This window comes from Streptomyces chrestomyceticus JCM 4735, from assembly GCF_003865135.1.
Taxonomy (GTDB): Bacteria; Actinomycetota; Actinomycetes; order Streptomycetales; family Streptomycetaceae; genus Streptomyces; species Streptomyces chrestomyceticus.
Genome location: NZ_BHZC01000001.1, coordinates 2,448,584 through 2,469,935, shown reverse-complemented (window position 1 = coordinate 2,469,935; position 21,352 = coordinate 2,448,584). Strand labels below are relative to the sequence as shown.

Below are 21,352 nucleotides of genomic sequence, written 5' to 3'. Positions count from 1 at the left end.
GCTGACTCGCCGGTACGGCACGCCGGGGTGCCAGCCCGGTCGCGGCAGTGAGAGGTGGCGTGAATGCGTGGGTCGGCCGCGTGCCGGGCCCGCTCGGTATGACCCGGTGTGAACCGCCGTGTTATGACGACCGGGTTTGCACGGGGTGGACGTCGGCCGCCCCGGGTGGTGCACCGGACGGAGAGAAGGCACGTGGACAAGCACGCAGGCGTGGGGACCCGCCGTTACGAAGAGGACGGAGCGGCCCGCAGCCGGGCACGGGGGCGTGCCGGGGCAGGGCAGGCGCGGCGTTCGCCCTGGGCGGTGCGCCTCGGCGGGGTCACCAAGTCGCACGGCAGTGGGAGGGCGGCTGTCACGGCGCTCGACGAGGTCACGGCGGAGTTACCCTACGGAACGTTCACCGCCGTCATGGGCCCTTCCGGATCGGGCAAGAGCACGTTCCTGCACTGCGCCTCCGGGCTGGAGCGCCCGGACCGGGGCACGGTGGAGATCGCGGGCCACGACCTGGGCCCGCTGAACGAACGACAGCGGACCGAACTGCGTCGCGAACGCGTCGGTTTCGTCTTCCAGGGCTTCCACCTCCTCCCGGCGCTGACGGCGGAGCAGAACATCACCCTGCCGGTGCGGCTGGCCGGCCGCCGCCTGCGCCTGGATTCCGGCCGGCTGGAGGAGTTGCTCACCCGCACCGGCCTCGCCGACCGCCGTAAGCACCGGCCGGGGGAGCTGTCCGGCGGACAGCAGCAGCGCGTGGCGATCGCCCGCGCCCTGATCGCCCGCCCCGAGGTGGTCTTCGCGGACGAACCCACCGGAGCCCTGGACACGGCGTCGGCCCGCGACGTGCTGGAACTTCTGCGTCAACTCGTGGACGACGTCGGGCAGACGGTCCTGATGGTGACCCACGACCCGGTGGCCGCCTCGTACGCGGACGCCGTGCTGCTGCTGGCGGACGGACGCGTCACCGACGTCCTGCACCGGGCTCCGGCGGAGGCCATCGCCGAGCGCATGACCCGCCTGGGAGCGTGAGGCCGTGCTTCTCCCACTGGCGTGGTGGACCATCCGGTCCCGTAAGGCGTCCTTCGCCGGTTCGTTCGTCACCATGCTCTGCGCGCTGGCCCTGACCACCTGCTGCGCGGTGCTGCTGGACGCCGGTGCCGGGGCGTCCCCGGCGCAGGGCGGCGCGGAGGTGGTGTCCTTCGCCGTACCTTTCGGGTTCGTCTGCCTGTGCGTCATGGCGTTCGCGGTGGCGGGCACCTTCTCCCTGTCGGTCCAGCAGCGGACGCGGGAGATCGCCCTGCTCCGCGCCGTCGCCGCGACCCCAGGGCAGGTCCGCCGGCTGATCGCTCACGAAGTGCTCGTCCTCACCGCGGTCGCCGCCGTCCCGGGCTGCGCCCTCGGCGTGCTGCTGGCCGACGGACTGAGGGCCTGGCTGGCCGCCCGGGACATGATCCCGGCATCCTTCCCCTTCGCCTTCGGGCCGGTCAGCGTGGTGGCCGCCGTGCTGATCTGCTGGGTGACCGCCGAAGCGGCCGTGTGGAGCAGTGGCCGACGCGCGTCCCGGGTGCGCGCGGTGCAGGCGCTCGGCGAGGCGGCGGTGCCCCGTCGGCGGGTGGGCGCGGCCCGTACCTGTCTCGGTCTCGTGATCCTGGCCTCGGGGGTCTGGGGGCTGGTGGCGATCGGGAGCTCGGACGGTCCGGGCGCCGCGAACACGGCCGTGAGCATGGTCATGGTGCTGATGGCCGCCGTCGGGCTGCTCAGCCCGTGGGTGGGCAAGCTGGCGGGAAGCGTCTTCGGGGCGCTGTGCCGGGCGCTGTTCCCCGCCGTCGGGCTGCTGGTGAAGGCCAACCTCGGCGCGGGTTACCGGAGGTTGGGCGCCGCCGCCGGGCCGCTGTCCCTCACCGTGGCCTTCGCGGCCGTCGCCCTGCTCGTCCCGCAGCTGAAGTGGGACGAGCAGTGGCACCAGGAGCGGCAGCGGCTGGTCGCCGACGAGGTGGTACGCGGAGACGGGGCGGGCCTGCCGGTCGCTGCCGCGCGTACGGCCGCGGCGGTGCCCGGAGCGGGAGCGGCTGTGGGTGCCACGGGGACGTTCGTCAACGTGCTCGGCGACGGCGGTGGCGACGGTGACGGCGGCGGCGACGGTGACGGTCAGGGCGACGACGCCGCCCTGGGCCCCGGCGGTATGGCGCAGGCCGTCACGGACGGGCCGCTCGACGCGGTCCTCGACCTCGGGATCACGCACGGAAGCATGCGGCATCCGGGCCCGCGGGACATCGCCCTGAGTGCGGACCTCGCGCAGCGTGCGCACGTCGGCGTCGGTGACACGGTGACGCTGTCCATGGAGGACGACCGGACGGAGAAGGCGCGCGTCGCGGCCGTCTACACCCGCTCCCGGGGCTTCGGTGAAGCCGTCCTTCCGCTACGGCTGGCCGCCCGCCACCTGGACGGCGAGCAGCCGCTCCTGGACGAGGTGTACATACGGGCCGCCCCCGGCGCCCAGCGGCAACTGGCCGACGGCCTGCGGGCCCTGCACCGGGCCGAGCCGTCCTGGCGGCTGCTCGACCACGCCGCCTACCGTGCCGAGGCACTGCGCGCCAGGGACGCCTCCATGACCGCCACGTACCTGCTCCTGCTGGTGGTGACGGCCTTCACGTCGATCTCGGTCGTGAACACCCTGGTGATGACGACGATGGAACGTTCCGGCGAATTCGCGCTGCTGCGCCTGGTGGGCGCCACCCCCGGACAGGTCGCCCGCATGATGCGCCTGGAGAACGCGGTGGTCGTCATCACCGCGCTGCTGGTCGGAGCGGCGGTGGCGGGAGCGGTGCTCGCGGTGTTCAGCCGGGCTCTGACCGGCTCGGCGGTCCCGCACCTGCCGGCCGGCACCGTCGCCCTCGTCCTGGGCGGTGCGGGTCTCCTGGCCCTGGGGACAGGGATCGTGACCACGCGCATCGCCCTGCGGCAGTCCCCGACGGCGGCCCTGCGGGGAGCCGGGTAGGCGGCGGCACGGGTCCGGGCCGGGTGGCGGTACGGCCCGGCCCGGACGGCCGCCGCCTGCCCGCCCGGGCGGCCCCCGCCCCCGTATCAGAGTCGCGTCAAGACCTGGCCCGCACCCGTCACCTGCGGCTTTTGTGCGGGTGTGGGGTCGGTAGGGTCGCCTCAGGTTCAGCCCGGTGGGGGCGGCCTTCACGTAAGACAATGGGGCCATGGCACGCGGCAAGCTACGGATCTATCTCGGCGCTGCACCGGGCGTCGGCAAGACGTACTCGATGCTGTCCGAGGCGCACCGGCGGGTGGAGCGCGGTACGGACGTCGTGGTGGCGTTCGTCGAGCACCACGACCGGCCCCGCACGGAGGTCATGCTGCACGGGCTGGAGCAGACCCGGCGCGTGGAGCTGGAGTACCGGGGCTCGGTCTTCACCGAGATGGACGTGGACGCGGTGCTGCGCCGCGCACCGGCGGTGGCCCTCGTCGACGAGCTGGCGCACACCAACGTGCCGGGCTCCCGCAACACCAAGCGCTGGCAGGACGTCGAGGAGCTGCTGGAGGCCGGGATCGATGTGATCTCGACCGTCAACATCCAGCACCTCGAATCGCTCGGCGACGTCGTCGAGTCGATAACGGGGGTACGGCAGCGCGAGACCGTGCCGGACGAGATCGTCCGCCGGGCCGACCAGATCGAGCTGGTCGACATGTCGCCCGAGGCGATCCGGCGCCGGATGGCGCACGGCAACATCTACAAGCCGGACAAGGTGGACGCCGCCCTCTCGAACTACTTCCGGCCGGGCAATCTGACCGCTCTCCGGGAGCTCGCGTTGTTGTGGGTCGCCGACCGGGTGGACGAATACCTCCAGCAGTACCGTTCCGAGCACAGTGTCTCCAAGATCTGGGCGGGCCGCGAACGCATCGTCGTCGGCCTCACCGGCGGCCCCGAGGGGCGTACGCTCATCCGCCGCGCCTCCCGGATGGCGGCCAAGGGTTCGGGCAGCGAGGTGCTCGCTGTCTACATCGCGCGCAGCGACGGGCTGACCTCGGCCTCGCCCAAGGAACTCGCCGTGCAGCGGACCCTCGTCGAGGATCTCGGCGGCACGTTCCACCACGTCATCGGCGACGACATACCGAACGCGCTGCTGGAGTTCGCGCGCGGCGTCAACGCCACCCAGATCGTGCTGGGCTCCAGCCGCCGCAAGACCTGGCAGTACGTCTTCGGGCCCGGCGTCGGCGTCACCGTCGCCCGGGACTCGGGGCCCGACCTCGACGTCCACATCGTCACGCACGACGAGGTCGCCAAGGGGCGCGGCCTGCCGGTGGCGCGCGGCGCCCGGCTCGGGCGCACCCGGATCATCGCCGGCTGGCTGGTCGGCGTCGTCGCCCCCGTCCTGCTGTCGCTGCTGCTCACCGCCATCGACAACGGCCCGGGCCTGGCCAACGACGTCCTGCTGTTCCTCTTCCTGACCGTCGCCGCCGCGCTGCTCGGCGGGCTGATGCCGGCACTCGCCGCGGCCGCCGTCGGGTCCGTACTGCTGAACTTCTACTTCACCCCGCCCACCCACTCGATCACCATCGCCGACCCCAAGAACATCGTCGCCATCCTGATCTTCTTCGCGGTCGGCGTCTCGGTGGCCTCCGTCGTCGACCTGGCCGCCCGCCGCACCCACCAGGCGGCGCGGCTGCGCGCCGAGTCGGAGATCCTCTCCTTCCTGGCGGGCAGCGTGCTGCGCGGCGAGACCACGCTGGACGCGCTGCTGGAGCGGGTACGGGAGACCTTCGGCATGGAGTCGGTCGCGCTGCTGGAGCGGGCCGGCGACGTCGAGCCGTGGACCTGCGCGGGCCGCGTCGGCGGCGCCGCGGAGGGCGACCCGCAGACCAGGCCGCTGATGCGGCCCGAGGACGCGGACGTGGACATGCCGGTCGGCGACCACATGGCGCTGGCCCTGACCGGCCGGGTGCTGCCCGCCGAGGACCGCCGGGTGCTCGCCGCCTTCGCCGCGCAGGCCGCCGTCGTACTGGACCGCCAGCGGCTGGTCGGCGAGGCGGAGCGGGCCCGCGAGCTGGCCGAGGGCAACCGCATCCGTACGGCGCTGCTGGCCGCCGTCAGCCACGACCTGCGGACGCCGCTGGCGAGCATCAAGGCGTCGGTGACCTCGCTGCGCTCCGACGACGTCGCCTGGTCCGAGGAGGACGAGGCGGAGCTGCTGGAGGGCATCGAGGCGGGCGCCGACCGGCTGGACCACCTGGTCGGCAACCTGCTGGACATGTCCCGCCTGCAGACCGGCACGGTCACCCCGCTGATCCGCGAGATCGATCTGGACGAGGTGGTGCCGATGGCGCTGGGCGGCGTCCCCGAGGGCAGCGTCACCCTGGACATTCCCGAGGAACTGCCGATCGTCGCCGTCGACCCGGGGTTGCTGGAGCGCTCCGTCGCCAACCTGGTCGAGAACGGCGTCAAGTACAGCCCGGAGGGCGAACGGGTGCTGGTCTCCGCGAGCGCCCTCGGCGACCGCGTCGAGCTGCGCATCGCCGACCGCGGGCCGGGCGTGCCGGACAGCGCCAAGAACCGTATCTTCGAGCCCTTCCAGCGGTACGGTGACGCCCCGCGCGGCGCGGGCGTGGGCCTGGGCCTCGCCGTCGCCCGCGGCTTCGCCGAGGCGATGGGCGGCACCCTCGCCGCCGAGGACACCCCCGGCGGCGGCATGACCATGGTCCTCACCCTGCGGGCCGCCCCCGGCGGACCGCCGGTGCAGCCCGACCTCCCGGCTCAGGCGACGACGTGAACGGGCGTCCCGCCGCCACCGGGGCGGCACCGCGCGTGCCGCCCCCCGGCCCACTGGAGCCGCCATCCAGCCGACACCCCGCGGGCGTGGCCCGGCGGGTTTCCCCACCACGAGGAGAACGACAGTGAACCGGGTGCTTGTGGTCGATGACGAGCCGCAGATCGTACGGGCCCTCGTGATCAACCTGAAGGCGCGCAAGTACGAGGTCGACGCCGCCCCCGACGGGGCCACCGCCCTCAAGCTGGCCGCCGCCCGCCACCCCGACGTGATCGTCCTGGACCTCGGGCTGCCCGATATGGACGGCGTGGAGGTGATCAAGGGGCTGCGCGGCTGGACCCGGGTGCCGATCCTGGTGCTCTCCGCCCGGCAGACCTCCGACGAGAAGGTCGAGGCGCTGGACGCCGGGGCGGACGACTACGTCACCAAGCCGTTCGGGATGGACGAGCTGCTGGCCAGACTGCGGGCCGCGGTGCGCCGGGCCGAGCCGACCGGGCCCGCCGAGGACGAGGTGGTCGTGGAGACCGAGGGCTTCACCGTCGACCTGGCCGCGAAGAAGGTCAACCGGGACGGCCGGGACGTGCGCCTTACGCCGACCGAGTGGCATCTGCTGGAAGTCCTGGTCCGCAATACGGGCCGTCTCGTCAGCCAGAAGCAGCTCCTCCAGGAGGTCTGGGGGCCCTCGTACGGCACCGAGACCAACTACCTGCGGGTCTACATGGCACAACTGCGCCGGAAACTGGAGAGCGATCCCTCGCACCCCCGGCACTTCGTCACCGAGCCCGGCATGGGCTACCGCTTCGAGCAGTGACCCCGGCCCCCGGAGACCGGCCGGTGCGGCGTCGTCCGCGGCCGTGATCCAGGGCCCCGCGCACCGGTACGCTGGCCTCATGAGCGCTGGGACCCGATCCGAGAAGCCGGCAGGCCGTTTCCGCCGGATGCTCGACAGGCTGTCCTCCTCCGAGGAGGAGCTGGAGTCCGCCGAGCTGCAGCAGGACGCGCAGAACACCGGCTGTACCCGTATCTGCGACTGCGACGACCGGCAGATCGTCAAGGTCACCGGCACCCTGCGGCATGTGACGCTGCGGCCGCGCGCCGGTGTGCCCGCCCTGGAGGCGGAGCTGTTCGACGGCTCCGCCGCACTGGACGTGGTGTGGCTCGGCCGGCGTGCCATCACCGGCATAGAGCCGGGCCGCAAGCTCATCGCCTCCGGCCGGATCTCCATGAGCCACGGCCGCCGGGTGCTGTTCAATCCGAAATACGAACTCCGACCACTCGGACAGGAGTAGCCGGTGACGTCTGACGACCGACCGAACCGAACCACCGGACCGGCCGGCGGGCCGGCCCAGGAGCAGGACGCCGCCGCGGACGGGAGAGCCGTCACCGAGGCCGCCCTGTTCGAGGCTTTCGGCGGCGTGCGCGGCATGGTCGAGACCGTGCTGCCCGGCCTGCTGTTCGTCACGATCTACACGGTCAACAAGGACCTGCACGTCTCGGCGATCGCCGCGCTGGCGGTCTCGCTGGTGCTGGCCGCCGCCCGCCTGGTCCGCAAGGACACCGTCAAGCACGCCTTCGGCGGCGTCTTCGGGGTGGCCTTCGGCGTGGTCTTCGCGATGATGACCGGCAACGCCAAGGACTTCTACCTGCCCGGCATGCTCTACACGCTGGGCCTGGGCGTCGCCTACATCGTCACCACGCTGGCCGGCGCGCCGCTGATCGGCCTGATCCTGGGGCCGGTGTTCAAGGAGAACCTCTCCTGGCGCACCCGCAACCCGGGCCGCAAGAAGGCGTACGCCAAGGCCAGCTACGCCTGGGGCGCGATCCTGCTGGCCAAGTGCGCGATCCTCTTCCCGCTGTACTGGTGGGCGGACACCACGCACCTGGGCTGGGTGCTGATCGCGCTGAAGATCCCGCCGTTCCTGCTGGCGGTCTGGCTGACCTGGCTGTTCCTGGCCAAGGCGCCGGCGCCCATCGACGTCTTCGCGGAGATGGAGGCCAAGGAGAAGGCCGAGGAGGAGACGAAGGCGCGGCGCGAGCGCGAGGCGCGGGAGAACGGCGTCCTGGACGGGGTGGCCGCGGATCTCGCCGCGGACGTCACACCGCAGGCGCTGGCCGCCGAGCAGCAGGGCCGGGCGCCGCAGCACCGCGGCTGACACCGGGCCGTACGTACGAAGGCACCGGGCCGTACGACGGCGAAGGGCCGGGAACCTACGGGGTTCCCGGCCCTTCGCCGTGTCGTCCTACGGACCGCCCGCCGTCACGCCTCCCGGCGTACCGACAGCAGGTCCTCCAACTGCTCCTCGCGCGACTGGGCCGCGACGAACAGCAGCTCGTCCCCGGCCTCCAGCGCGTCCTCCTTGTTCGGAGTGAGCACCCGGGTGCCGCGGATGATCGTGACCAGGGAGGTGTCCTCCGGCCAGTCGACGTCCCCGACGCGGGTGCCCGCCAGCGCCGCCTCCGGGGGCAGCGTCAGCTCGACGAGGTTGGCGTCGCCGTGGCTGAAGCGCAGCAGCCGTACGAGATCGCCGACGCTCACCGCCTCCTCGACCAGCGCCGACATCAGACGCGGGGTGGAGACGGCGACGTCCACGCCCCATGCCTCGTTGAACAGCCACTCGTTCTTGGGGTTGTTGACGCGGGCCACCACCCGCGGCACGCCGTACTCGGTCTTGGCGAGCAGCGAGACGACGAGGTTGACCTTGTCGTCGCCGGTCGCCGCGATGACGACGTTGCAGCGCTGCAGCGCGGCCTCGTCCAGCGAGGTGATCTCGCAGGCGTCGGCCAGCAGCCACTCCGCCAGCGGCACCCGCTCGACCGAGATCGCCGTCGGCGCCTTGTCGATGAGCAGGATCTCGTGCCCGTTCTCCAGCAGCTCGCCCGCGATGGAACGGCCCACCGCGCCCGCGCCCGCGATAGCGACCCTCATGCGTGCGCCTCCTCGGGCCCTTCGGCGAACACCGCTTCCACCTTCTCGACCTCGTCGGTGCGCATCATCACGTGCACCAGGTCGCCTTCCTGCAGCACGGTCTGCGACGTCGGCAGCATGGCCTCACCCAGCCGGGTGAGGAAGGCGACCCGGACACCGGTCTCCTCCTGCAACTGACTGATCTTGCGGCCCACCCAGGCCGGCGAGGTGTGCACCTCGGCGAGCTGGACACCGCCGCTCGGGTCGCGCCACAGCGGCTCGGCCCCGGAGGGCAGCAGCCGGCGCAGCATCTGGTCGGCGGTCCAGCGCACGGTGGCGACCGTCGGGATGCCCAGCCGCTGGTAGACCTCGGCGCGGCGCGGGTCGTAGATCCGGGCCGCGACGTTCTCCACGCCGAACATCTCGCGGGCCACCCGGGCCGCGATGATGTTGGAGTTGTCGCCGCTGCTGACGGCGGCGAAGGCGCCGGCCTCCTCGATCCCGGCCTCGCGCAGGGTGTCCTGGTCGAAACCGACCCCGGTGACCCGGCGGCCGCCGAAGCCGGAGCCCAGACGGCGGAAGGCGGTCGGGTCCTGGTCGACCACCGCGATCGTATGACCCTGGCTCTCCAGGGTCTGTGCGAGCGCGGAACCCACCCGCCCGCACCCCATGATGACGATGTGCATCGGCCCCTACCTCGCACCTTTCCCTGTGCTGTGACGCCGGCTGCTTCGACCTGGCGTGTTCGGCGACCACGCTACCTGGCGTGGGAGCCGCTGCATCCACGCAGTTCGCCCGCACGGCCCTCCCGGGCGTTAAGAACGCGACAAGAGAACATAAGGGGAGGGTAAGTTTCCTTGCGGTACGGACGGGAATCTGGTCCTCGATCGAGGGGCGGCGCGTTCGTGCCGGGCCCGCCCGGCCTGTCCGGGACCGGCCCCCTTCGCCCCGGTCCGGGGCCTGCGACCGGCCGTGATCACGTGCGCCGGGACCGCTCCGTGCGGCACGCTGAGCGGCGTGTCCACCGTGCCTCAGCAGCCCCAACAGGGCGCACCCGCCCCGCATATGGTCGTCTGCGGCGACGACGCCCTCGCGCGCCGCCTCGCCGCCGAACTCAAGGACGTCTACCGGGAGCGGGTGACGCTTGTCGTCCCCTCCGCCAGAGAACCGCACCGGCCGCGCATTCCGCCGCCCGCCGGAGCCCTGGGGCGGGCCCAGGCCCTGCTGGGGCGGGTCTCGGCCGCCATGGTGCGGACCCCGACCGGCGCGCCCGGCGAGGCCGGGAGCAGCGGGGGTGCCGGGGGCGCCGAGGAACCGCCCGACGAGCCCATACGGGTCCTGGAAGCGCCGGAGGCCGACGACGACACGCTGGCCGAGGCCGGCATCGGCGCGGCCGAAGCGCTCGCGCTGGTGTACGACGATGACGAGACCAACATCCACGCCGCGCTGCGGGCCCGGCGGCTCAACCCCCGGCTGCGGCTGGTGATCCGCCTCTACAACCGCAAACTCGGCCAGTACCTGGAACAACTGCTGGACCAGGCGGCGGCCGTCGGCGCCCCGGACGCCGAGGGAGCCGACGCGTCCACCACGGTCCTGTCCGACGCCGACACCGTGGCCCCCGCGCTGGCGGCCACCGCCGTCGCGGGCACCAGCAAGGTCATCGAGGCCGACGGCCTGCTGCTGCGCGCCGTGGAACGCGGCCCCGGCAACCGGCAGGGCCCCGCGGCCTCCGGGCTGTGCCCGCTCGCGGTCCTGACGGCGACGGCGGACGTGGCCGCCGACCCGTCGGATCCCTCGGTCCCCCCGGGCGCGTCGGGCGGGAACGATCCGTCCGCCGACGACGGCCCCGAGCTGCTGCCCGACGACGTGACCACGGCGGCCGCCGCCGGGCGCGGCACCGTCGTCCTGGAAACCGTCACCTACCAGGGCCGCCAGCCGCGCCCCGGCAGCCGGAACGGCCGGGGACTCACGCGGCGGCGTGACGGCGCGGGTGTCCGGTGGGGACCAGGCAGCCTGCGCGGCCGGGGTGTACCGCTGGGCTCCTTCTTCTCCCGCAGACTGCGCTGGTCGCTGGCCGGCGTCGTCGGCGCCGTCCTCGCGCTGGCCGTCGCCTCCTCCCTGACCACCGGCGACTCCCCGCTGCACGCCACCTACCTCTCGCTCCTCGACCTCTTCGCCATCAACGAACCGGCCATCGGCGAGCCGGTCTCCCGCAAGGTGCTGCAACTCCTCTCCGGGCTCACCGGCTTGCTGCTGCTGCCCGTCCTGGTGGCCGCCGCGCTGGAAGGACTCGGCACCTTCCGCAACGCCACCGCGCTGCGCCGACCGCCACGCGGGCTGTCCGGGCACGTGGTGCTGCTGGGTCTCGGAAAGGTCGGTACGCGGGTGCTGGCGCAGTTGCATGAGCTGGGCACCCCCGTGGTGTGTGTGGAAGCCGACCCCGAAGCGCGCGGCATCGCGCTGGCGCGTCGGCTGCGGGTGCCGACCGTGGTGGGGGACGTGACGCATGAAGGCGTACTAGAAGCAGCGAAGATCCAGCGCGCGCATGCCCTGCTCGCTCTGACCAGCGACGACACCACCAATCTGGAGGCGGCCCTCTACGCCCGCTCGGTCAAGCCGCAGCTACGCGTGACACTGCGCCTGTTCGACGACCGCTTTGCCACCGCCGTCTACCGCACGCTGCGCGCTGCCCATCCCCCCGCGCGCACCCGCAGCCGCAGCGTCAGCTTCCTGGCCGCGCCCGCCTTCGCCGGCGCCATGATGGGCCGCCAGATCATCGGTGCCATTCCCGTCGAGCGGCGGGTGCTGCTCGTCGCCAGGGTCGAGGTGCGCGGCCATGCCGCCTTGGAGGGCCGTACGATCGCCGACGTGTTCCGGCCCGGCCTGCTGCGCGTCCTGGCCGTGGACACCTCCGCCCCGGACGACCCGTCGGACGCGGCGCCCGGTGCCGCCCAGGAGCCGTCGGAGCGCGGCCGGGCCCGGCTCGTACGGGAGCTGGGGGACGGCTACGCGCTGCGGCCGCAGGACCGCGTCCTGCTCGTCGCCACCCGCCAGGGGCTGGGCGAGCTGATCTCCCGGCGTCCGCGCGCGGCGGGGGCGGTACGGCAGGAGGCGTGAGGGGCCTGCCCCCTGGGGCCCACCAGATCGGACGCCCGCGCCCCGTCCGGCAGGATGGAGGGTGCTCCGAAGGACGGGGCGGTGCGCGGCGCGGCGGCAGGGAGTGCGGACGGTGAAGGACGGCGGGATGTCCCCGGAGTACCTGGAGGGCTACACCACTCTCCTCGCCGAGGTGTCCGACACCGGACGGCTGCCCCGGCGCGCGGAGCTGGACGCGCTGCGGGAGCTGGGCGAGCGGGCCGCCGAGTCGGGCCACGGGCTGCGCGAACTGGTCGGGCTCTTCCTGGGGGAGACCCGGCGGGTCTGGGGCACGCTGCCCGGCGTGGCGCGGGCGGCCGGCGCGGCGGAGCGGGCCCGTACCGGCGATGCCGTGCTGGGCGCGGTGGACGCCGCCATCGCCGCGTTCGGCGAAGGCCACGAGCGCGCGCAGCGGCTCGCCGTACGCCAGGAGGAGGCCGCGCGGCGCGAGTTCGTCGACGACCTGCTGTACGGGCGCAGCGACCTGGGACGGCTGGCCGAGCGCGCCGAACGGTTCGGACTGCGGCTCGCCCATGAGCACGCCGTCGCCGTGGCCGAGGGCGACGAGCCCTTCGACGACATCCACCCGGTCGCCCGCCGGGTCGAACGCGAACTGCTCGGCCGGTTCGGTGACCGGGACGTGCTGATCACCACCAAGGAAGGCCGGCTGGTCTGCGTCGGCGCGAGCCGCGAACGTACGGTGCTGGACGCCTTCGCCACGTACGCGCGCTGGCCCGAGGTGGGGCGCCCCGGCGCGCGGCGGGTCGCCATCGGCCGGGTGCACTCCGGCGCGGGCGGGGTGGTGCACTCGTACGAGGAGGCGCTGGGCGCGCTGGAGCTGGCCGAGCAGCTCGAACTGGACGAACCGGTGCTACGCGCCGCCGACCTGCTGGTCTTCCCCGTCCTGCTGCGCGACCGCGCCGCCATGGCCGACCTCGTCCACACGGTCCTCGGGCCGCTGACGCAGTCGCGCGGCGGCGCCGGGCCCCTGCTGGAGACGATCGGGGCGCTCGCGGCGTCCGGGTACGTCAACGCCGAGGCCGCCCGCCGGCTGAAGGTGAGCGTCCGTACCCTCTCGTACCGCCTGGAGCGCATCAAGTTCCTGACCGGCTACGACCCGGCGGACGGCCTCCAGCGCTTCACGCTGGAGACGGCGGCGATGGGCGCGCGGCTGCTGGGCTGGCCGGACAAGCCGCTGTAAGGCGGTCAGAGGGCGTTCGGGGGGCGTTCCGCGGGTGTCCGGAGGGCGGATTCCGGCCGGTACCCCTACCGCCCGGCCGCCCCCGACGGCAAGACCGTGCCCCGTTAACAGGTCATCAGGAACACATAAAGATTGCCGGGATCCGGCAATGTGCGCACCCCCGGCAGCCTGCCACGATCCAGTAACCGGCAGGAACAGACGCGAACGGGGGACGGACACCCATGGGGGACTTTGCAGCGTTCACACGAGCCGCGCTCGCCTTCCCGGCCGTGTTCTTCACCTTCGCGCTGCTGGTGGTGGCCGCGTACTGGCTGCTGGTGCTGCTCGGCGGGGCAGGCGTCGACATCCTCGACGGGGGTGAGGGTGTCGACGGCTCCGCCGGCACCGCCGGACTGCCCGTGACGGTCACCCTCTCGCTCGGCGTGCTGATCGCCTGGGCCGTGTCCCTGGCCGGTGCCGCGCTGACCGAGAGCCTGCCGCTGCGCGCCGCCGCGCTGGCGCTCGCGCTGTTCGCGGCCTGGGCCGGCACCCGCGTCGCGGTGCGTCTGGCCCGCCGCCTGCTGCCTCCTGAACGGGTCGCCTCGCGCGGCGACTTCGTCGGCCGGGTGTGCGTCATCCGCACCGGCCGGGTCTCGTCCGACTTCGGCCAGGCCGAGGTGCGCGCCGACGACGGTTCGACGGCCGTCGTCCAGGTCCGTACGGAGGAGACCGGCCTCACCGCCGGCAGCAGCGCGCTGATCTTCGATTACGACGCCGACGGCGAGTTCTTCCGGGTCGCGCCCTTCGACGCCGCCCTGGACCCGTACGGCCCGGCCGTCTGAGCGCCGGCCGGCCACCGACCGGCCCGACCGACCACCGACCGGAGCGCACCGCGGCCCCGAAGCCGCCCTCCGCGCCCGTCGACTGCCCGACACCTCGCAGGGACTGATGTACCGATGGATGCCATCACCGTAGGAATCGGCGTGACCGTCGCCGTGGCCGTACTGATCGTGCTCGTCACGGTCCTCGCCCTCACCCGCCTCTACCGCAAGGTCCACCAGGGCCAGGCCCTGATCGTCTCCAAGTACCGCAAGGTCGATGTGACCTTCACCGGCTCGGTGGTGCTGCCGGTGCTGCACAAGGCCGAGACGATGGACATCTCGGTGAAGACCATCGAGATCGGCCGCACCGGCCACGAGGGCCTGATCTGCAAGGACAACATCCGCGCCGACATCCGCATCGCGTTCTTCGTCCGGGTCAACAAGACCCGCGAGGACGTGGTCAAGGTCGCCCAGGCCATCGGCACCGAGCGCGCCAGCGATGTGGGCACGCTCCAGGAACTGTTCAACGCCAAGTTCTCCGAGGCCCTCAAGACGGTCGGCAAGCAGCTCGACTTCCAGGATCTCTACACCAAGCGGGACGAGTTCCGGGACCGGATCATCGCCGTCATCGGCACCGACCTCAACGGCTACAGCCTGGAGGACGCGGCGATCGACTACCTGGAGCAGACCCCGCTGGAGCAGCTCGACTCCGCCAACATCCTCGACGCCCAGGGCATCCGCAAGATCACCGAGCTGACCGCGATCGAGCACGTCCGCACCAACGAGTACCGGCGCAACGAGGAGAAGGAGATCACCCGGCAGAACGTCGACGCCCGGGAGGCCGTCCTGGAGCTGGAGCGCCGGCAGGCCGACGCGGAGATCCGCCAGCAGCGCGAGATCGCGACCGTACGCGCCAAGGAAGAGGCCGAGACGGCCCGCGTCCAGGCCGAGGAGCGGCTGCGCTCGCACTCCGCGCACCTGAAGACCGAGGAGGCGCTCGGCATCCAGAACGAGAACCGCGAACGCGAGATCGCGGTGGCCCAGAAGAACCGCGAACGCGTCATCGCCATCGAGAACGAGCGCATCGAGAAGGACCGCCTCCTGGAGGTCATCGCCCGCGAGCGGGAGACCCAGTTGACCCGGATCGCCGCCGACAAGGAGGTCGAGGCCGAGAAGCGGGAGATCGCGGACGTCGTACGGGAGCGGATCGCCGTCGAGAAGACCGTCGCCGCCCAGGAGGAGGAGATCAAGAAGCTCCGTACGGTCGAGGAGGCCGAGCGGGAGCGCCAGGCGATGATCATCCGGGCCGAGGCGGAGGCCCAGCAGCGGCTGGTCAAGGACATCAAGGCGGCCGAGGCCGCCGAGCAGTCCGCCGCCCACCGCGCGGCGGAGGAGCTGACCCTGGCCGAGGGCCGGCGCAAGGCCGCCGACCTGGACGCGCAGGCCAAGATCCGGCTCGCCGAGGGCACCCAGGCCGAGGCCGCCGCGGCCGGGCTGGCCGAGGTGAAGGTACGGGAGATGAACGCGGCCGCCGTCGAGAAGGCCGGCCGGGCCGAGGCGGAGGCGGCCGAGGCGCTGCTCAAGGCCGAGGCGGCCGGGCTCACCGAGAAGGCCGCGGCGATGGCGGCGCTGGACGCCGCGAGCCGGGAGCACGAGGAGTACCGGCTGCGCGTGGCGGCCGACAAGGAGGTCCGCCTCGCGGGCCTGGACGCCCAGCGGCAGATCGCCGAGGTGCAGGCGAAGGTGCTGGCCACCGGCCTGGAGAACGCGAAGATCGACATCGTCGGCGGGGAGAGCGTCTTCTTCGACCGGCTGGTCGGCTCGATCGGCGCCGCCAAGGGCCTGGACGCGCTGGTCGAGCGCTCCGAGACGGTCCGTACGGCGGCCGGTCCCTGGCTGGACAAGAACGGGTCCACCTTCACCAAGGACCTGACCACGATGCTCGGCGGACTCGGCGCGGCCGGGCTGCGCGACCTGACCCTGGCGGGAGCCCTGACCAAGCTCATCGACCGGGGCGGGCCGCAGTCCGGGCAGCTCCAGAGCCTGCTGGACGCCGCACACGCCAACGGCCTGGCGGACACCCGGATCGCCGAGGCGGTCGCGGCTCCGGCGCCGGCCAACGGCGCGGCGGTGGCGGCGAAGTAGCCGCCGCCCGGGCGGACGGGCCGTGGGGGAGTGCTTCCGGGGGGACGCACTGCCGCGCGGTCCGGCCGCCGCGGGCCATCCGGCTGCGTACGGGGCGGTTGGGCCCCGTACGCAGCCACGACGGACACGGAAGAGCTGGTGGGCGGCGAGCGCGCGCAGGCGGGCGCGGGGCCGTGCGGGCCGGGAGACGGCCCGCGTGCAGGGACAGGAGACGCATCTCGTGCAGGACGACCTCGTGACGGAGACAGGCATCCGCGACGGACTGGACGGACCGGGCCGCAGCCCTGAGGACGCGTCGTCCCAGGCCCCCGCGTCCGGCCCGGACCCCGACCTCGCCGACGGCACGTACGAGCTGCTGCGCGACCGCCTCGCGGGCGCCGCCGCCGACCTCGCCGACCGGGCCCGTACCCTCAACGCCCGCCGCGTCGAGACCTTCGGCGGCACCGAATTCGCCCTGCTCGGCACCGACGGCCTGCGCACCGCCGACGCCTGTGTGATCCGGGACGTCGCGCAGGTCGGTGGCCTGCTGCTGACCGGCCGTAACGGCCGTCCCGAGCCCGGCGCGCCCGCGACTGCCGTCACGGACGTCTTCGCGCTGCACCGCCTGCACACCACCGGCGACGCCGTACGCCTCGAACCGGCGGAGCCCGGCGCCGTGCCCGGCCTCCTCGACGACCCGCGCTTCCAGCGGGACTTCGAGGAGCTGTACCGCTACTACCGCCAGGCCCGGCTGCTGCGGCTCCACCGCACCGGCGCCCTGCTGCTCGCCGTCTTCCGTACCGGCGAACGGCTCGACGACATCCGCGTACTGCGCTGGAAGATCACCGCGTCCGGGGACGCGGCGGAGCCCGGCACGCCCGTCTACCTGGACGCCAAGGGCGAACGCGACCACACTGCCCCGCCCTCCCACGACTTCACGTGGACCCCCGCCACCCGCGAGGACCACGTGGCCGGCCGCTACCCGCAACTGTCCGTCCAGGGCGAGGTCTTCCTCTCGACCGCCGGCGGCTCGCTCACCCTGAAGACCGAGCCGGACACGGAGACGGCCGACGGCCTGTACTCCGAGCCGGTGGACGAGCCCTTGCAGTCCCTCGCCGACGCGGAGGTCGCGCACGCCCGGGTCGGTCCGCTGGTCCTGCTGCGCGTCCGCCCGTACAAGGAGACCGCCGACCGGTACCTGGTCTTCAACACCCGCACCCACGACGTGCGCCGGATCGACGCGATCGGGCAGGCGTGCCGCGCGCTGCCCGAGGACCAGGGCATCGTCTTCCCCGGTGGCCACTACCTCACCACCGGCACCGCCAGAACCTTCGACACCGACACCACCGGCCTCGCCTTCGACCGCGAACACCGCTCCCCGAACGGCGAGGACGTCCTCTACGCGTTCCACGACCGCGCCGAAGGCCGCACCCTGCTCCTCCCGTACAACATCGTCCGCGAGGAGGCCGCCACCCCGCTGACCGCGTACGGCCACGCGCTCCTCGGCGACGGCACCCTGGCCGTACTGCGCGGCTCCCGCGAGCCCGGCCGCGTCCATCCCGTCCAGATCTGGCGCACCCCCTTCACCTCCGACGCGCACGCCGCGGCCCAGCCGGCCGGCGACGGCGGCCCGCTGGCCCGGATCGGCAACGCCGAACTGGTACGCGGTGTGTCCGACGCGCTCTCGGTCGCCCGGATGGCCACCGACATGGCCCCGGCGGGCCCGGTGTTCGAGGCCATCGCCGCCGCGGCCGCGCGGGTCGCGGACCGCCACCACTGGCTGGACGAGGCCGGGCTCGGCGCGCTCGGCGAACCCCTGGAAGCCGTACGGGCCGCCGCCCTCCAGGTCGTCGAGGAGTTCGCGCGGGTCACCGAACTGCGCCGCCAGGCCGCCGCCGCACTGGAGGAGGCCGCGGACCGCACCACCGCACTGATCCGGCGCATCCGAGGCGAGCAGCCCACGACCGCCGAAGCCTGGGTACGGAACCTCACCGCGCTCCGCCACGCCCAGGGCCGCCTGGAGACCCTGCGGGAGACCCGCCACATCGACCTGGACCGCCTCGCGGAACTCTCCGCGAGTGTCGCCGACAGCCTGGCCGCCGCCGGGCGCCGGGCCGTCGCCTTCCTCAGCGGCGCGGACGCCTTCACCGCCACCCACCGCGCCGTCGAGGCCCTGACCGAGGAAGCCGGCGTGGTGGCCACCGCGGCCGACGCCGAACCGCTCGCCGCGCGCATCGACGAACAGGCCGAGGGACTGCGCGTCGTCACCGAGGTCGTCGGCACCCTCGACGTCGCGGACACGACCGTGCGGACCGCCGTCCTGACCCGCGCGGGCGAGGTGCTCGGCGCCGTCAACCGCGCCCGCGCCACCCTGGACGCCCGGCGCCGCGAGCTGCTCGAAGCCGAAGGGCGCGAGGAGTTCGCGGCCCGGTTCGCGCTGCTCGGGCAGGCCGTCTCGGGCGCGCTGGCCGCGGCCGGCACCCCCGAGGAGTGCGACGACGAACTCGGCCGCCTCCTCCTGCAACTGGAGAACCTCGAAGCGCGTTTCGGCACGTCCGACACCCACCTGGAGCGGATCGCCGCCCAGCGCGAGGAGATCCACGAGGCGTTCTCCGCACGCAAGCAGGCCCAGCTCGACGCCCGCGCCCGGCACACCGACCGGCTCGCCGGGTCCGCCGGACGCGTCCTCGCCACCGTCGTCCGCCGGGCCGCCACCCTCACCACCCCCGACGAGGTCAACGCCTTCTTCGCCGCCGACCCGCTCGTCACGAAGATCCACGCCACCACCGGCGAACTGCGCGACCTCGGCGACGGCGTCCGCGCCGACGAACTCGACGGGCGGCTGCGTGCCGCCCGCCAGGAGACGGCCCGCGCCCTGCGCGACCGCACCGACCTCTACGACGCCACCGGCACCATCCGGCTCGGCCGCCACCGCTTCGCCGTCAACACCCAGCCCGTCGACCTCACCCTCGTCCCGCACGGCGACCACCTCGCGTACGCCGTCACCGGCACCGACTACCGCGCGCCCGTCCACGACGCCGTGCTGCTGGCCCACCGTGCCTTCTGGGACCAGCCACTGGTCTCCGAATCACCGGAGGTCTACCGGGCGGAGCACCTGGCCGCACTGGTCCTCGCGCAGGCCGAGGAAGGCACGGGCGTACGGAATGCCGATGCGCCGATCCCGGACCTCGCCGCGCTCCAGAAGGCAGCCACCACAGACACGCTCCTTCCGCTCGTCCGCCAGATGGCCGAGACCCGCTACGACGAGGGGTACGACCGGGGCGTCCACGACCACGACGCCGCCGCGATCCTCGCCGTACTCCTGCGCCTGCACACCGCCGCCGGTCCGCTCCGCTACCCGCCGCACCTGCGCGCGGTCGCCCAGCTCTTCTGGGCGTACGGCACCGACGCTCGCGCCCGCGCGCTGTGGACCACCCGCGCCTGCTCCCTGGCGCGCGCCCGGTCGGTGTTCGGGACACCGACCGGGTGGAGCGAGCTCTCCGCCGAGCTGGGAGGGGCGGCGTACGGGTTCCTGCGGGAGGCGGGTGTGGGGCTCGCCGGAGAGGCGGGCGACCCGTCGTCGCCCCTCGGCGACTACCTGATGGCCGAGCTGACCGCGCTGGCCGAACCGACCGCGCTGGGCGGGCCGGCCGCCGCCGGACGCCCCCGCTTCGCCACCAGCGCCGCCGCGCGCGACCTGCTGGCCGGATTCCAGGACGCCCTGGGCGGCCCGGACGCGCCCGCCGTCAAGGAACTCGCCGAGGACCTGCGCGCCCTCGACGGCGACCTGGCCGCCCGCCACCAGCTCGTCACCGGCTGGCTCGGCGCATACGCCCAAGCGCGCGGCACCGCCACGCGCGCGCTGCCCCAAGCCGAGTCCGCCGCCGACGCGCCCGCCGCAGACGCAATCCTCGCCGACGCGCTGCCCGAAGCCGTAGCCATCGAGGTCTGCGGCCCGGCCCTGGACCGCCGGGAGCTGACCGCGCCCACCGGCGACGCCGTGCGCGGCCTGCTCGGCAGCCACCCGAGGATCGCCGCCGGCGGCACCCTCCCCGTACGGCTGGACGAGCTGCTCGCCCGGACCGAAACGTTCCGCCGCACCCGCGTACCGGCACACCGCGCCTACACCCGGCGCCGCACCGAACTCCTCACCGCCGAACGCGACCGGCTGCGCCTGGACACGTACCGCCCCCAGGTCATGTCCGGCTTCGTCCGCAACCGCCTCATCGACGAGGTCTACCTGCCGCTGATCGGCGACAACTTCGCCAAGCAACTGGGCGCCGCGGGGGAGCGGCGCCGCACCGACAGCCAGGGCCTGCTCCTGCTGCTGTCGCCGCCTGGGTACGGCAAGACGACGCTCATGGAGTACGTGGCGGCCCGCCTCGGCCTCCTCCTGGTGAAGGTGGACGGCCCGGCCCTCGGGCACCGCACCACTTCCCTCGACCCCGCCGCGGCCCCCGACGCCGCCGCCCGCCGCGAGGTGGAGAAGATCTCGTTCGCGCTGGAGGCGGGCAGCAACGTCCTCCTCTACCTCGACGACATCCAGCACACCTCGCCGGAACTGCTCCAGAAGTTCATCCCGCTGTGCGACGCCCAGCGGCGGATGGACGGGGTGCTGGACGGCGAGGCCCGTACGTACGACCTGCGCGGCAAGCGCTTCGCGGTGTGCATGGCGGGCAACCCGTACACCGAGTCCGGACAGCGCTTCCGGCTGCCGGACATGCTCGCCAACCGCGCCGACGTCTGGAACCTCGGCGACGTCCTGAGCGGCAAGGAAGCGCTCTTCGCCCACTCCCACATCGAGAACGCGCTGCCGGCCAACCCGGTCCTCGCCCCGCTCGCCGCCCGCGACCGCGCCGACCTCGGGCTGCTGGTCCGGATGGCCGAGGGCGACGACTCCGTACGCGCCGACCGGCTCGCCCACCCCTACGGCACGGCCGAACTGCGGGAGATCGTCTCCGTACTGCGCGGCCTGCTCCAGGTCCGCGAGGCGGCGCTGACCGTCAACCGCGCCTACATCGCGTCCGCCGCACAGGCGGACGCCACCCGCACCGAGCCGCCGTTCCTCCTCCAAGGGTCGTACCGCAACACCGGCAAGATGGCGGCGCGCATCGTCCCCGTGATGAACGACACGGAGCTGGCGTCGCTCATCGACGACCACTACCGGGGCGAGGCGCAGACCCTCACCACCGGTGCGGAGGCCAATCTCCTGAAGCTGGCCGAGCTGCGCGGCCGCCTCACGCCCGAGCAGGCGCGGCGCTGGGCCGAGGTGAAAGAGATGTGGAGATCCCGGGCGGACCGAGAGGGCGCGGGAGCCGTGGCATAGGCCCGGACGTTAAGAAAGCGTAGAAATCCCGAGGCGCCGGACGGCGGCCTTTACCAAGTCATGGAAAAGCGGTGGCGTTAAGAAGTCGTAGAGAAG

13 protein-coding genes are annotated in these 21,352 nt (G+C 73.4%); 11 read left to right on the top strand and 2 right to left on the bottom strand.

From position 1 onward, the window contains the following. The first annotated feature begins 192 nt into the window (after positions 1–192). From EJG53_RS10070 to EJG53_RS10045, 6 genes are all read left to right on the top strand, one after another. Positions 193–1,023, top strand: coding sequence for an ABC transporter ATP-binding protein (locus EJG53_RS10070; RefSeq protein ID WP_244955084.1), 831 nt, complete (start codon positions 193–195; stop codon positions 1,021–1,023). A 4-nt stretch (positions 1,024–1,027) separates the two neighbouring features. After that, entirely contained in the window at positions 1,028–2,992 is a 1,965-nt protein-coding gene (locus EJG53_RS10065; protein WP_125044575.1) for an FtsX-like permease family protein, read from the top strand. A 208-nt stretch (positions 2,993–3,200) separates the two neighbouring features. After that, a complete protein-coding gene (locus EJG53_RS10060; protein ID WP_125044574.1) occupies positions 3,201–5,768 on the top strand; it encodes a sensor histidine kinase in 2,568 nt (855 codons plus the stop codon). A 124-nt stretch (positions 5,769–5,892) separates the two neighbouring features. Continuing rightward, a complete protein-coding gene (locus EJG53_RS10055) occupies positions 5,893–6,576 on the top strand; it encodes a response regulator (protein ID WP_030021237.1) in 684 nt (227 codons plus the stop codon). A gap of 79 nt (positions 6,577–6,655) precedes the next feature. After that, a complete protein-coding gene (locus tag EJG53_RS10050) occupies positions 6,656–7,054 on the top strand; it encodes an OB-fold nucleic acid binding domain-containing protein (protein WP_073760467.1) in 399 nt (132 codons plus the stop codon). A gap of 3 nt (positions 7,055–7,057) precedes the next feature. Beyond that, positions 7,058–7,918, top strand: coding sequence for a DUF3159 domain-containing protein (locus EJG53_RS10045; RefSeq protein WP_125044573.1), 861 nt, complete (start codon positions 7,058–7,060; stop codon positions 7,916–7,918). 104 nt (positions 7,919–8,022) lie between these two features. Here the strand turns inward: EJG53_RS10045 and EJG53_RS10040 are convergent, their stop codons facing one another. Continuing rightward, the gene (locus EJG53_RS10040) at positions 8,023–8,691 is read right to left on the bottom strand and encodes a potassium channel family protein (RefSeq protein ID WP_031011504.1); all 669 of its coding nucleotides are present in this window, start codon (positions 8,689–8,691) and stop codon (positions 8,023–8,025) included. After that, positions 8,688–9,356: a potassium channel family protein gene (locus tag EJG53_RS10035; RefSeq protein ID WP_031011502.1), complete on the bottom strand. Its 669-nt coding sequence runs from the start codon at positions 9,354–9,356 to the stop codon at positions 8,688–8,690. The genes EJG53_RS10040 and EJG53_RS10035 overlap by 4 nt, the downstream gene beginning before the upstream one ends. Positions 9,357–9,735: 379 nt before the next feature. On the opposite strand from EJG53_RS10035, the gene EJG53_RS10030 reads away from it, so the two are divergent. The 5 genes from EJG53_RS10030 (at position 9,736) to EJG53_RS10010 (ending at position 21,256) form a co-directional block, all read left to right on the top strand. Next, entirely contained in the window at positions 9,736–11,787 is a 2,052-nt protein-coding gene (locus EJG53_RS10030; protein ID WP_125049291.1) for an NAD(P)-binding protein, read from the top strand. A 127-nt stretch (positions 11,788–11,914) separates the two neighbouring features. Beyond that, complete coding sequence (locus tag EJG53_RS10025; RefSeq protein ID WP_174856390.1) at positions 11,915–13,006, top strand: PucR family transcriptional regulator; 1,092 nt, start codon at positions 11,915–11,917, stop codon at positions 13,004–13,006. Positions 13,007–13,227: 221 nt separating this feature from the next. Then, positions 13,228–13,827, top strand: coding sequence for a hypothetical protein (locus tag EJG53_RS10020; protein ID WP_125044571.1), 600 nt, complete (start codon positions 13,228–13,230; stop codon positions 13,825–13,827). A gap of 114 nt (positions 13,828–13,941) precedes the next feature. Beyond that, positions 13,942–15,951 carry an SPFH domain-containing protein gene (locus tag EJG53_RS10015; RefSeq protein WP_125044570.1) on the top strand — a complete coding sequence of 670 codons (2,010 nt, stop codon included), beginning with the start codon at positions 13,942–13,944 and terminating at the stop codon, positions 15,949–15,951. A 220-nt stretch (positions 15,952–16,171) separates the two neighbouring features. Then, positions 16,172–21,256, top strand: coding sequence for a DNA repair ATPase (locus EJG53_RS10010; RefSeq protein WP_371858672.1), 5,085 nt, complete (start codon positions 16,172–16,174; stop codon positions 21,254–21,256). Positions 21,257–21,352: the final 96 nt, after the last annotated feature.